The organism is Pseudoalteromonas sp. DL-6, assembly GCF_004328665.1.
GTDB lineage: Bacteria > Pseudomonadota > Gammaproteobacteria > Enterobacterales > Alteromonadaceae > Pseudoalteromonas.
This window is the reverse complement of the sequence record NZ_CP019770.1, coordinates 958,787-972,454: the sequence shown is the minus strand read 5'-3', so window position 1 is coordinate 972,454 and position 13,668 is coordinate 958,787. Positions and strand designations below refer to the sequence as shown.

Sequence of the window (13,668 nt, the reverse complement as noted above, 5' to 3'; positions counted from 1 at the left end):
AAGCTAAGTCTTAATTTACATTACACTGCTAGCAAATAATTTAATTACATGCGCCAAAAAATAAATATTGTCTGGTTTAAACGCGATTTACGCTTAAGCGATCATCAACCACTTAAAAATGCGTTTAGCAACGGACTTCCAACATTATTGCTGTATAACTTTGAGCCGCTGTTACTCGAAGATGGTCATTATAACGAGCGACATTGGCGCTTTGTGTATCAGTCAGTATGTGATTTAAACCAACAACTTGCTCGCTTTAATAGCTGCGTGTACCTATTTAAACAAAAAATGCAGGGACTGCTTGAAGAGCTACATACCCAGTTTGAAATAATTAATCTCTTTAGTCACCAAGAAATTGGCTTAAATAATACTTTTGAGCGCGATAAAGCGATTAAAGCATGGTGCCAACATAATCAGATTAACTGGTTAGAGTCACCAACGGGGGCTGTCATTCGCGGTAAAAAAAATCGCAATAATTGGAATGAATACTGGCAACAAACAATGCAAGCGCCAATTGCCATTCCAGATTGGAAGCACATTAAAACAGTGACACTCACACACTACCAATCGCCAAAATTACCAAGTAGTTACACAGCTGACGATGACAATTTTCAACACGGAGGGCCACGACTTGCCCGCGACGTTATACACAGTTTTTTTGCCGAGCGCGGTAAAGGCTATCAAAAAGGGATCTCCAGCCCAAGCTTGAGCCGCACGCATTGTTCTAGACTTTCGCCCTATTTAGCCTGGGGAAATATTAGCCTTAGGCAGGTGTATCAAATGGCGATAGACGCATACCATTCCACCCATCCCGATAAAAAAGGCTGGAAGCGCCCGCTTGCTGCGTTTATCTCTCGCCTGCATTGGCATTGCCATTTTATGCAAAAGTTTGAAAGCGAATGCAGCATGGAATTTAAAGCATTAAATCCGGGTTACCATGCATTTCCGTATCGTGATGACGCTAAGGTTACTAGCGATATTGAACGCTGGGCGCAGGGGCAAACCGGTATTCCTATTATTGATGCCTGCATGCGCTGTTTAAAAGCCACCGGTTATATTAACTTTAGAATGCGCGCTATGCTGGTGAGCTTTGTAACCCATCATTTAAACATCAGCTGGCAACAGGCAAGTTTTCCGCTGGCTAATTACTTTTTAGACTTTGAGCCAGGTATTCATTATCCGCAAATACAAATGCAGGCATCGGTTACTGGCATTAATACTATTCGCCATTACAACCCCATTAAACAATCTGAAGATCAAGACCCAACCGGCGCATTTATAAAAAAATGGTGCCCCGAACTTGAAAAGCTCCCCATTGAATATTTACATCAACCTTGGGAACAAACGCCCATGGAAGCATTATTTAATGACTTTAAACTTGGTGAAGATTACCCAGAGCCGATGCTTGATTTAACTCGAGCATCTAAAGAGGCACGCGAGCGATTATGGCAATACCGAGAGCGTAGCGATGTTAAACGTGCTATTCATGCCATACTAAAAAAACATGTAGCCATCACTCCCTCGGTACGTAAATCCAAAAAGCAGTCAGGCAAATAACTATGGCACATAAAAAACTAACTCTACCTGAAAAAATATGCCCTGTGTGTAATAAACCGTTTGCGTGGCGTAAAAAATGGCAACGAGACTGGGATAACGTTATTTATTGTTCTGAGCGATGTAAACGTAGCAAATAGAGATTGGCGTTTATCTTGCAGCCTCTATGTTACTACGTACATTTTTAAGCAATTATCGGATTAATTTACATACAACCGATATCAATGCTGAAAAATTTACATTAATCGCAACAAGGAGAACATGATGACAATCAAAAAAACGGCAAGCTCAAATTGGTCTGGCGATATTAAAAGTGGTAAAGGCACTATATCAACTCAAAGTGGTGCTCTCGATAACCAGCCGTATGGGTTTAATACTCGCTTTGAAGATAAGCCCGGCTCTAACCCAGAGGAGCTAGTTGGTGCAGCCCACAGTGCTTGCTTTAGCATGGCGTTATCGCTGGCGTTAGGAGATGCGGGTTATACTGCTGACGATATAAGCACCAAAGCAACAGTAAGCTTAGATGAAGTAGACGATGGCTTTGCGGTGAGTGAAATTGAATTGGTAGTTAATGCAAAAATTACTGATATTTCAAATGAGCAATTTCAAACCCTGTGTGAAGACACTAAAAAAGGCTGCCCTATCTCTAAATTACTCAATACCAGCATAAAACTAACCGCAACACTTAACTAATTTTGCAAACCTACTATACTTTTAGCGTAGCAATAAGGTTATATAAGCATAACCTTATTGCTGATTTTTCATGAGTTGAATAAAAACTTAATTATGAGTTACATTAATGTTAGCTAATATAATTATGTAAAATCTCAATACTTTGTTAGGATTACCAAAACTTAACCACCTTTTAGTGTGGGTTAATAAAAAAGGTGGATGAATGAACGAGAAATCACAAAGTTGCGAAAAAGTATCTTGTAGCAACTGCGCTGATTCTAGCGAGCTAGACTTTGACTTTACCATGGCATTTCAGCCTATTATAAGTTGTAAAAGTAACACTATTTATGGGTATGAGGCTTTAGTTCGTGGTTTAAACAACGAGTCGGCTTTCTCTATTATTTCCCAAGTAAACGACGACAATCGCTATACCTTTGATCAACTGTGTAGAATAAAAGCCATTGCGCTTGCCTCTAAGCTAGGCATAAACACCATGCTAAGCATTAACTTTTTACCCAACGCTATTTATAAGCCTGAGCGCTGTATTCGTACCACCCTAGAAGCGGCTAAAAAGTACAACTTCCCTACAACTAATATTATGTTTGAATTTACTGAAGTTGAAAAAATAGAGGATAGCAGCCACGTTGAACGGGTTGTAAGCTACTACCAAGAGCTGGGCTTTAAAACAGCCACCGATGACTTTGGCTCAGGCTACTCTGGATTAAACTTACTAGCTGATTTTCAAACAGATATTATTAAACTCGATATGGCACTTATACGCAATATCGACAAAGATACAAAACGCCAAACTATTGTGCGTAACTGCTTAAATATGTTTAAAGAGCTAAACGTAATGGCACTGGCTGAGGGCATTGAAACAGTTGAAGAATATCACTGGTTAAAAAATGCCGGTATTGATTTAATGCAAGGCTACTTGTTTGCCAAACCGGGCTTTGAGTGCTTACCAGACGTTAATTTTCAATAACATTTAGTTGTTATAAAAAAACCGCCACAAAGGCGGTTTTTTCGTATTTGCTATGCAATAACCCAAATTACATATTACCCAGCTCTATCATCATTGCGGTGTACATACGTAAATTAAGTGCTAGTTGCTCAAGAGTAATAAATTCATGCTCTGAGTGACCTGTGTAGCGTTTACCCGGCATTGATGGGCCAAACGATACGGCATTATCAAATAATTTAGCGTTGGTACCACCACCAATCGACACAAAACCTGCGTCTTGATCGCCAGTAAAATGTTTAAAAATATCAAGTAACTTCTGCGCATGAGGCGCTCCATCAAGCAGCATGGGTGTGCCAATGGTAGTTTTAACATTTGCCAATGTTACTTTATTATCAGCTTGCCATTGGGTAAGCGCACTATTAATTTGCAGCTCAAGTAAGTCAGCCTCTTTACCCATAGGGCGACGAGCATTAACCGCTAACGTTAGGTTATTACCGTCTCGTTCAATAACCGTGGGCGCTACTGTCATTGGCCCCATAAAGTCATGTTTATACGCAATATCACCAAATTGTTTACCGTATATATCTAGGCCTATTAGCTGATTTACAAACTTAATGAGCTGCCCATCGCTGTTGTTTTCAAGCTCGACGGCTTTAAATAGTTCAGCCAAATAAGCAATGGCATTAACGCCTGATTCTGGTTCAGATGAATGTGCCGATACCCCTTTTACACTAATTAAAGTTCCATTTATTTGTTCGTCAAAGGTAAATTCTACTTGCTTAAGAGCCGTGGCGGTTTGTTTTAATTGAGTCACTAATTCAGCACTGGCGTTATGCAAGGTTAAGCTGGCATCTTCAGGAATTTGGCTCGCAAAGGCACCACCCGTTACATTACTTACATACACACCGGTTTGCGCTGATGTAGCTGCAAACGTAGGCGAAATTAAGCTCCAGCCTTTTTCAGCAACCACCACGGGATATGAGGCATCAATGGTGACCGCATACTTTGGCTGCTCATAAGTTTTCATAAACTCGGTTAAAGGCCCCCAATCAGATTCCTCGGCTAAATAAACCATCAGCTCAATGCGGTTATCAAGGGTTATACCTTTATCTTTTATGGCTTTCATCGCATATAAAGCAGTGGCAATAGCGCCTTTATCGTCTTCGGTACCTCGGCCAATTAATTTACCCGGCTCTGAGGTATCAATAATAAATGGGCTTTGCTTCCATTTACTGGCGTTTGCGGGTTGTACATCGCCGTGAGTCACTATGGTTACTTTTTCTTTTTGCTCACCCATACCTATGAGTACCGTATAACCTAAATCTTGGTAGTCAAAGCCAAGTTCAGCGGCTTTCATTTTTAATAACGCTTTAAAGCCAATAAAATCAGGATTTTGTGGCGCACTGATCTCACTTTTATTCACCGTAGGAAACGATACTAAATTAGTAAGCGTATGCACCTGTGCATTTTGGTAGCTATTAACTGCGTAATCGGCCACGCTTTCACTGTGTTTATTTAATTGTGCATGAGCGCTAAATGCACATAAGGCAATACTTGCTAAAGCGAGCTTGTTCAAAACAGATTCCATTTAATTAACAATAAAGAGCTCTAATTATAACCTCCTTGCAAAGTGACAAACAGCGCTTTGCGGCAGACCTACAAGCAAAGCTTATAATTTGTCTAACAGCTTTGAACAAGATGCCTGTATAATGCGCAGCTCAAAATTACGAGGTGAATCATGAATCGCAGAAAAAAGATCATTACAAAATTTAATAACAAAGATAAGCGTGCTAATGCCAAGCTACATAAAAGCAACAAACCGGCTTATGTTTCAAAAGCAGAGCGCGCAAAGCTTGCTGAGCAAGATGCCGAACAAGCAATTGAGCACGAGGCTAACGAGGTAGTGCAAACAAGCGTTTAATCGTTATTGTGATAGGGTGAGAGGCTTAAATTGAGTGTTAAAAAGCTTAAAGTGAGCCAAATAACGAACCGCCACATAGCAAACTACCCCACTTGCCACAATCAGTTCAAACGTTGCTAAATACTGTATTTGTTTAACAAACTGCAAATCAATACCCTCTGCATGCATCCATGCGGCAAGTTTAAATAACGCGGTAGCACCAATGACCATAGGAAAAGTAAACGCAGCGTAACCTGGGCAAAATGGACGGCGCAGTAATTTAAAAAATGCGACGTAAATTATAAAGGTCATCAGTACCGCAATTCCAAATAACAAGCCAATAATAACCGGTGACGGCTCGCTGATAACTGTAAAGTAACCAGCTAACGATAAACTTGCTGGCGCCGCTAAAATAGCCAGTGTAGGTTGTGCAGCATCAGGAATGTGCGCAGCAAAAATGATTCGATAAATCATCATAGGCAACATAACTGCATACATCAGCATACCAAAATAAAGCGCCCCTTGTGCTAAAAATAGCAGAGCCGGATTCCCTGAAAACGCGACATCGGCAACAATGATCCCAACCGGCGGTACAAACCAGCTTGGCACCATATGCTCAATTTTAAATTCAATCACGCGATGAGCAATAAAGCTGATTAAAAACACCACATGCAATAAAAATGCACCAACCCAAAGCATATCTCCCGCAAGGGAGTAAAACTGCCCTAAAGAATTAGACACCACTAAAGTAGCCATAGCAAAAGTAGGCACCACACTGCCTACAACTGGGTGGGCTAAATCGGCTTTAAGCAGCTGAGGATGCAATAAAAACTTAAGTGTTAACAATAGCAATAATACGCTCGCAATAGCGGCGCCTGTATATTGTGCTACGCCATTTAGGCTAAACATACTCTCCCAAGCCCAACCTAGGCTGGCAATACCTAATGCCAAGCCGCCCATTGGTGTTGGTGCGCCTGATACTTTTGTTTTTATATGTTTAAACATCTCTATTCCACCCTGTGGTTGTAACTTACAGAGAAGTTTACGCTTGCATTTCGTTTAGTTAAATCTAATTATATAGAACACTCGTTCATATAAACCAAACATAAAATCATGAATATTTCCCTTAAACAGCTCAAGGTGTTTGTAGGCATAACCCAGCACAACACACTTACAGCGGCGTCTGAGTCACTGTTTTTATCTAAAGCGGCGGTGAGTATGGCGCTTAGCGAACTTGAAAAGCAGTTAGGCCATCCGTTATTTGATCGTGTAAATAACCGATTACTATTAAATCAAGAAGGGCAAAAGCTACTGCCCCTCGCTGATGAGCTATTAAATCGGGCAAACACTATCGACACCTTGTTTTTAGACAACGCCCCTGCCAGCGGAACCTTAAAAATTGGTGCCAGCGATACTATAGGTAATCATCTATTGCCTGCTTTACTAAGCAAATTCAGAGCGCAGCAACAGCATTACTCGCAACAAATACTGATTTCTAATTCGGCGCTTATTTGTCAAAAGCTTATAGATTACGAGCTCGATATAGCACTTATTGAAGGCCAAGCCCATCAAGGCGATTTAGTCTCTAATGTGTTTAGCCATGACGCTATGTGTATTATTGCGCCAATAAACCACCCACTGGCTGCAAAAAAGCAACTTAGCTTTAACGACTTAAATAGTAGCCAATGGGTATTAAGAGAGACGGGCTCTGGCTCGCGTTCCTTCTTTTTACATAGCCTTGCACCACATATAAAAAATTGGGCACAAAGCGTGGAGCTCAACACCACTGAAGCGCTTATAAACTGTGTAGCGAATGGCTTGGGTTTAGGATGCTTATCATCACTCGCCGCACAATATGCCCTAAAAGATGGACGCGTTACACATCTTAATTTAAACCACCCCATGCAAAGGCAGTTCTGGTTAGTAATGCATAAAGACAAATACAAAAACCCGCTATTAACGCAGTTTATTGATTTTTGTCACAAGCAGACTTAAAAATTAATGGCAATAAACCGTCAGATCCGGTTTAAGCTAAAATCGAATCTAACGGCTGGTACTCACTTACTCTCTCACTTTAAAACGCGTAACTCATGGCTAAATTTATAGAGCGCCCCTGCCCTGCTAATTGATTAAAGCCCTGCGACATATCTTGTTTAAACTCAGCAATACTTACGCCACCTAATGGTAATTCATAATACTCATCAAGCAGATTGATAATATCAACACTCACCGTAAGTGCATCCCAACTGGCTTTTGAGCTTAAATTAAGTAAATGATACTGCTCAGTTTGGTTTTCTAGGCGGTTGCTATCTACGCGAGTTTTACTATCGACCCACTGCCACGTGAGTGCGTTTTCAAAGCGGCCAACTTGCTGGTTAATGGCAAATTGGGTTTGCAGCGGCTTAATTTGATAAAGCGGCTGATTAGTATCATCGCGCTTACCACGGGTGTTGCTAATATTCGCTTTTAATGACCAGTTACCATACTGCTTAGACTCGTGCAGTGCTAAAACCGCATCTAGCTTTACACCATAAAGCCTGGCATCTACGTTATTAAACATAAGTACATTACGGGTATTGGCAGCAAGCGCTGTGCGGTTAAAGCTTCTTACTATGTTGGCATCAATATAGTCATTCACGTCGCTCACCCACGCATTAGCACTTATACGCCAGCTGTCATCTTTTGCCATACGGGTGTACGTGCTGCTAAGCGTGTGCGCAGTTTCTGGTTTAAGGCTTATATTACCAATATAGCCGTTGCCATCGCCGTACCATCCAATCATAGTGGTGGCCATATTACCTACGCCCCAGCTGTAGCGTTCGTATAAATTAGGCGCACGATTTTTACGGGCTAAGCCAATTTGTAGTTCGTCGTTATTGCTTAGTTGATAATTAATCAGCACGTTTGCATCAACTAAATTATCTGTTTGTTTTTTGTTTTGGTTATTAAACTTTTTAGCCGCCATTGCATCACTTGGCATCGCCATGGCCATCGCATTCATTGCAGCCATGCCTGCATTATATGCTTGTACATCATCAGTGTTGGTCATTACATTTTCAAATCGAATGCCTGCATTTACCCACCAGCGAGTACTTAGTTGGCTTTCATATTCTCCAAGCACTGCAATACGCTGACGTCGGCCATTATTAATATTTTTATAGTCATTTGGTCCCATCATCATTGAGCCCTCAACTGCAGGCCACCAGTCATCTAATTTCATGTGGTGATACTCTTGTGCGAGTAGTAACTGGCTGTTGTTATCAAGCGCTAGTCGCCATTTTAACTGGGTGCTTATATCTTCGGCGTCGGTTTTCATGGGCATTTTTCCGGCTTTTTCTGCGCTAAAAAACCCCATTTCATGCTTTACGTTATGCCAATTTAACTGCGCTTCAAGCTCACTGCTTGTAAAAGCACGTTGATACTGAGCAACAGCGCCATAGCTGGTGTTATCTGTCATATCCATATATTGATTAGCAAAGCCTTGATAGGGTATTTTTTGATGGCTTAGCTTAACCACTAATTGTTGCTTATCATCGCGCATGGCAGCACTTAAACTATGGTTTTGAGCGCGGTATAGGGTATCGAGCACTAAATCGCCGTTACCATCTTCATAACTGTTGGCATCGCTAAAAGCACCTTGATAATTAAAACTAAGTACATCGCTGGCAATGCGCATACCTGCGCCGACCTTTTTGGCGTTATCAAGGGTGTTGTACTGGGCTGACATATAACCTGAATGCCATGCAAGTTCGCTGTTTTCGCTGTACTGAGGTGAAATAGAATTAACAGCAATCACACCTGCAATATTATCGCCTCCCGCGCTTACTGGAGAAACACCTGCAACCACTTTGTAGCTACTAATTTGATTAGCTGAAATATAAGACAGTGGCGGGTTCATTTGGTTAGCACAGGCGGCGGTGATTTGCGCCCCATCAACCAGTACCGCCACTCTATCGCCCATTAAACCATTTAAAACAGGTAAATTGGCCATGCCACCAGCGGCAGAAAAGTCCACTCCTAAATCGGTTAATAACGATTCAGATGAGCCTAATGATAGGTGTTTATTTTGTGCTTGGCCGTGCACTTCAATCACTTCAATTGAGGTGTCATCTGCAAAAGCAACTGGCGATAATACGCTACTTATAACAAGCGCTAAAGGGGATAATAAATAAGAGGTTAAAGAATTTTTTTTATCAGTCATTATTGATTTACCACAAAATTTTTGTGGGTAAATTATACGTGCTGTAGCAATCTAAAAAGCGCGACATATTGTCGCACTTTGTTAATTTTAATCCTGTTCGTCGTCAAAAATATCTTCTATTTTTAACTCAAACAACCTCGCAGCTTTAAAGGCCAGTGGCAAGCTGGGGTCAAACTTACCTTTTTCAATGGCATTAATGGTTTGGCGAGAAACATCAAGCAGCTCGGCCAACCTTGCTTGGGTGTAGTTATGCTCTGCTCTTAATACCTTTAGCCGATTTTTCATTCATCACCTGCGCAATAGTGTTTATTAAGCACATACACGCTAATTAAGTATACTGCTCCCATTAAAAACATTAAATCGGGTATTTGTGCTTTAAAATCAATTAAGCCACTCAATTGCAAATTAGTGTACGCAAGCCCACCGACCAATATTGCACCTAGAGTAAACCCCATAGCACTGAGATGTATTTTTTGCATCAGCTCGTCCATACCTTGTAAATAACGCTTATTAGCCAAAATCATTACAATACCGGCTACCACATTTACAACTATAAAAAAGCCGCTAATTATCTCTGCGCGATCCCAAATTAATGTCGGGCCAAAGCTACATAACGCTAAGGTGAGTAACCAAATCAAGGTACATTTAGCTAAGTAGCTAGTATTTTTAATTTGGCGTTGTTTTAAATTTAATTCTGCTTTCATTGCTTTAATCCTGTTTCAAAAGTAATGTTTACTTTACAAATGTCATTCATACCATACAAAAAGTCAAGTTAGCATTACATTTAAATCTAATATATCTTGTTTTTAATGAGCGAGTGGCTTGCAAAGCTATATAAACCAGCCTTTCGTTTGCTCAAGTTAAATTTTATTCATCTTTAATTATGGTTTAGGCCATGACTGGGGAAGGCTTTTAATTTAAAATGCCTGCCTCTTTATTCCTCATTCCCATATTCAATTTTAAATAAACGAGTGTGTTTTATTTTTTAAACATACAGGCGTTTTATTTGTTATCAAATTTTATTCAATACCTTCAAGGATTTTACATGGCCGTTGATATTATATCGCCGTCGAGTCAGCCCAATAGAGCCGCTATTTTAGTAGTGCTTGCACTAGGCACTTTTATTTTGGGTTTATCTGAATTTTCTATGATGCCTATGTTGCCATTAATTAGTGAAGCATTTGGTAGTACCCCATCACAAAGTGGTTATGCCATTAGTGCTTATGCTATTGGAGTGGTTGTTGGCGCGCCTATTTTAATGTTGGCAACAGCCAACATGCGTAAACAAAAAGCGCTGTTACTATTTTTAAGTTTAATGTGTATTGCTAATAGTTTAAGCGCCTTAGCTAGCTCATTAGAGCAACTTGTGCTGTTTCGGTTTTTAAGTGGTTTACCCCATGGCGCATATTTTGGCGCAGCCTTGTTATTGGCCTCAGATATAGCGCCTGTTGGAAAGCGTGCTAGCTTTATGTCAAAAGTATTTATGGGGCTGACGGTCGCAACCATTGTAGGCGTACCCGTAGTAACCCTCGTTGGGCAAAACTTGAGCTGGCGCTATTGTTTAGCTGGGGCAGGTGTACTGGCGTTTATTGCCTTTATTTTTGTTTATTATGTGGTACCCAATGTTAAAAATACTCAAAAATCTAATTTACTAAACGAGTTAGGGGTATTAAAAAATAAACTGGTTTGGTCTATTTTGGGTATTGTTATTATTGGTTTTGGTGGCGTATTTTGTATTTATACCTACGTGGCCGACACTATTTTAGATGTGACCCAATCACCCGCCTATACTATTTCAATTGCGATGGTGATGTTTGGTATTGGCTCCACACTCGGTAATTACATACTAGGAAAAGCAGCTGATAAATCGGCAATTAAAACCACGGGACTAACCCTTGCCTCAACTATTATTTTTGCATTTGCGTATGTGAGTGCCAGCTATAATATTTACTTACTTTATCTGGTGATCTTTTTTATTGGTTGTAGCTTAGGGCTTTCTACTTTAGTGCAAACACTGTTAATGGATGTATCGCCCAATGGCCATGCCATGATTGGTGCTCTCGTGCAATGTGCTTTTAACATTGCTAACGCGATTGGCCCTTGGGTGGGTGGCATTGCTATTGCGCAAGGTGCACAACCGAATCAGACCGGCTATGTTGCCGGAGCACTATTTTTAGGCGGGTTATTTATGTGGTGGCTAAGCTTTATACAAATAAACAATAATAACGCGAAACAAACGGCTGCAGCGTATTAAGTATAAAAAAGAGCCGCGTATAGCGGCTCTTGTTATATTCATTACTTTAATTAATTACACGTCAATCGACGCCATATCAATAACAAAACGGTAACGCACATCTGAGCGTTCCATGCGCTCATAGGCGGTGTTAATTTCATCTATATTGATCATTTCACACTCAGGTAATACATTGTGCTCACCACAAAAATCGAGCATTTGCTGTGTTTCTGCAATACCACCAATCAAGGATCCTGCCACACGACGACGACCCATTAACAATGGCACTGTGTTTAGCTCATCTACAGGGCCTACTTGGCCAACAATCACTAACGTGCCATCAATATCAAGTAGCGGTGTATACAGTGATAGGTCATGCTTTACTGGTATAGTATCAATAATGACATCAAACGCTGATTGCGCATTTTTCATTTCATCATCGTTGTTCGACACTAAATAGTGCTGTGCACCTAGCTTAATTGCATCTTCTTTTTTAGACTCTGTACGACCAATAACCGTAACCGTTGCACCCATTGCCACAGCATTTTTAACCGCCATATGGCCAAGCCCACCAAGGCCGACAACTGCAACGCGGCTGCCTTTTTTAACACCCCATTTGTGCAGCGGAGAGTAAGTAGTAATGCCAGCGCACAATAAAGGCGCCACTCGCGATAGCTCTAAATTTTTAGGTACTGAAAGCACAAACTCTTCGCGAACTACAACATGCTTAGAGTAGCCACCTTGAGTCATTTCACCGTTTATTCTGTCTTTGCCACTGTAAGTGCCAACCATGCCTTCACGACAAAATTGCTCTTCGTGATTATGACATTGGTCGCAGCTTTGACATGAGTCAACCATACAGCCTACAGCAACGGTATCGCCTTGCTGATATTTAGTAACATCGCTACCAACCGAAATTACTTTACCAACAATTTCGTGCCCTGGTACTAATGGGTATTTACTGCCACCCCAATCGTTTCGCACTGCGTGTAAGTCTGAATGACAGACACCACAATATAAAATCTCTATTGCTACATCGTTATTTCGTAAATCGCGGCGCTCAAAAGAAAACTCTGTAAGTTCAGAACCTTGGCTTTTTGCTGCATATCCGACTGTTTTCATAATAACTCCATAGTTTATTAAAATTTATAACTCACACAGTATGCATTATCAGCTCTGAACATGAACTGACGTAGCAACTGCAAAAAAACCAGCATAGTGCTGGGCTATTTTTATTAATTACTGCACCACAACGGCGTTTAACTCGTCAATCAGAGCACTAATACGCTGGGCATTTTTGCCTAAATCACTTTTACCAATGCGAGATTTACTGCGTATGTCTACCACACGCTTACTGCCTTTGTCGTTAATACGCACTACAACATCATCTTTAAAGCCAAACCAGGTTGTGGTGTCTGTGGCTTCAACAATACCATTATTAACATCACTATTAACCAGTTCCCAACCAAGGTTTTCCATGGCTTTTGTTGTGGCTGCCACTAACTCTAGTTGCGTTTGGTTGTACTCGAGCGGTTTTAGCTCTGGGTATGCTTTTCGTTGTTGCGCTGCCGTTTCTTCTCCCGCGTATGCTACAGGATTAGGTGCATCAGCACGCAAAGGCACAACCGCAACAAACTCAGGTGGGTTAATTAAATCGGTAGAAATATCATGAATTGGCGGAACACTTTTTGCGGTATTCATCATGTTAAGCGGCATTGCAATAGCAACAGCTGCAAAAATAACCGTGATCACTACACTGGCTAGGCTTACTGTTTTACGCATGAATAGCACTTGAACTAATAATAAGGCTAATGCTGCCCCACCAACATAAACACCTAATCTAAAACCAGCAAAAGCAGTGCCTAGTTCAACAATATTAAATTTATAAAGGGGTCCCGGTAGTACTACCATTAAAAAAGCGATAAGCCCAACTAAGGTCACTAAATGTTTCATTGCCTACTCCGTTATTGTTATATGGTTATTGTTTTTTTAAACAGCTTTATACTGTTAACACTCCAATTTAGATTACTATGACCGATAAGTATCTATAAAGTCATAATTTATTGCTCTTTTAAAGTAGATAACTTGACTCCTTGGTAAAAATCAACAAACTACGGGGGTAAAATTATCAGGGTATTATTATT

The 13,668-nt window shown here is 40.7% G+C and carries 14 protein-coding genes; 7 read left to right on the top strand and 7 right to left on the bottom strand.

All coding sequences use genetic code 11. The annotated features are described in order from the left end of the window. The first annotated feature begins 48 nt into the window (after positions 1 to 48). From B1F84_RS04540 to B1F84_RS04525, 4 genes are all read left to right on the top strand, one after another. The gene (locus B1F84_RS04540; protein WP_131690704.1) at positions 49 to 1,557 is read left to right on the top strand and encodes a deoxyribodipyrimidine photo-lyase; all 1,509 of its coding nucleotides are present in this window, start codon (positions 49 to 51) and stop codon (positions 1,555 to 1,557) included. Between the two features lie 2 nt (positions 1,558 to 1,559). After that, positions 1,560 to 1,694, top strand: coding sequence for a DUF2256 domain-containing protein (locus tag B1F84_RS04535; RefSeq protein WP_076921450.1), 135 nt, complete (start codon positions 1,560 to 1,562; stop codon positions 1,692 to 1,694). Between the two features lie 124 nt (positions 1,695 to 1,818). Continuing rightward, complete coding sequence (locus B1F84_RS04530) at positions 1,819 to 2,247, top strand: OsmC family protein (RefSeq protein WP_131691902.1); 429 nt, start codon at positions 1,819 to 1,821, stop codon at positions 2,245 to 2,247. Between the two features lie 202 nt (positions 2,248 to 2,449). Beyond that, positions 2,450 to 3,211, top strand: coding sequence for an EAL domain-containing protein (locus tag B1F84_RS04525; RefSeq protein ID WP_131690703.1), 762 nt, complete (start codon positions 2,450 to 2,452; stop codon positions 3,209 to 3,211). A gap of 67 nt (positions 3,212 to 3,278) precedes the next feature. On the opposite strand, the gene B1F84_RS04520 is transcribed toward B1F84_RS04525, so the two are convergent. Continuing rightward, positions 3,279 to 4,766, bottom strand: coding sequence for a dipeptidase (locus B1F84_RS04520; RefSeq protein WP_131690702.1), 1,488 nt, complete (start codon positions 4,764 to 4,766; stop codon positions 3,279 to 3,281). Positions 4,767 to 4,928: 162 nt separating this feature from the next. On the opposite strand from B1F84_RS04520, the gene B1F84_RS04515 reads away from it, so the two are divergent. Continuing rightward, positions 4,929 to 5,111 carry a DUF2986 domain-containing protein gene (locus B1F84_RS04515; RefSeq protein WP_055011686.1) on the top strand — a complete coding sequence of 61 codons (183 nt, stop codon included), beginning with the start codon at positions 4,929 to 4,931 and terminating at the stop codon, positions 5,109 to 5,111. Between the two features lie 3 nt (positions 5,112 to 5,114). On the opposite strand, the gene B1F84_RS04510 is transcribed toward B1F84_RS04515, so the two are convergent. Then, complete coding sequence (locus tag B1F84_RS04510) at positions 5,115 to 6,095, bottom strand: TDT family transporter (RefSeq protein ID WP_131690701.1); 981 nt, start codon at positions 6,093 to 6,095, stop codon at positions 5,115 to 5,117. 108 nt (positions 6,096 to 6,203) lie between these two features. On the opposite strand from B1F84_RS04510, the gene B1F84_RS04505 reads away from it, so the two are divergent. Further along, entirely contained in the window at positions 6,204 to 7,085 is an 882-nt protein-coding gene (locus tag B1F84_RS04505; RefSeq protein WP_131690700.1) for a LysR family transcriptional regulator, read from the top strand. Between the two features lie 79 nt (positions 7,086 to 7,164). Here B1F84_RS04505 and B1F84_RS04500 read toward each other — a convergent pair whose 3' ends face one another. From B1F84_RS04500 to B1F84_RS04490, 3 genes are all read right to left on the bottom strand, one after another. After that, positions 7,165 to 9,291 carry a TonB-dependent receptor gene (locus tag B1F84_RS04500; protein ID WP_131690699.1) on the bottom strand — a complete coding sequence of 709 codons (2,127 nt, stop codon included), beginning with the start codon at positions 9,289 to 9,291 and terminating at the stop codon, positions 7,165 to 7,167. 87 nt (positions 9,292 to 9,378) lie between these two features. Beyond that, positions 9,379 to 9,576, bottom strand: coding sequence for a helix-turn-helix transcriptional regulator (locus B1F84_RS04495; protein ID WP_131690698.1), 198 nt, complete (start codon positions 9,574 to 9,576; stop codon positions 9,379 to 9,381). After that, positions 9,573 to 9,995 (bottom strand): hypothetical protein, encoded by a 423-nt coding sequence (locus B1F84_RS04490; protein ID WP_131690697.1) that lies wholly within the window; start codon positions 9,993 to 9,995, stop codon positions 9,573 to 9,575. The genes B1F84_RS04495 and B1F84_RS04490 overlap by 4 nt, the downstream gene beginning before the upstream one ends. Positions 9,996 to 10,336: 341 nt before the next feature. Between B1F84_RS04490 and B1F84_RS04485 the strand changes: the two genes are divergently transcribed. After that, positions 10,337 to 11,545, top strand: coding sequence for an MFS transporter (locus B1F84_RS04485; protein ID WP_131690696.1), 1,209 nt, complete (start codon positions 10,337 to 10,339; stop codon positions 11,543 to 11,545). Positions 11,546 to 11,599: 54 nt separating this feature from the next. Here B1F84_RS04485 and B1F84_RS04480 read toward each other — a convergent pair whose 3' ends face one another. Both B1F84_RS04480 and B1F84_RS04475 read right to left on the bottom strand, forming a co-directional pair. Next, positions 11,600 to 12,646: an NAD(P)-dependent alcohol dehydrogenase gene (locus tag B1F84_RS04480; protein ID WP_131690695.1), complete on the bottom strand. Its 1,047-nt coding sequence runs from the start codon at positions 12,644 to 12,646 to the stop codon at positions 11,600 to 11,602. Positions 12,647 to 12,763: 117 nt separating this feature from the next. Next, on the bottom strand, positions 12,764 to 13,477 hold the full coding sequence (locus B1F84_RS04475; RefSeq protein ID WP_131690694.1) for a DUF1499 domain-containing protein: 714 nt from the start codon (positions 13,475 to 13,477) through the stop codon (positions 12,764 to 12,766). Positions 13,478 to 13,668: the final 191 nt, after the last annotated feature.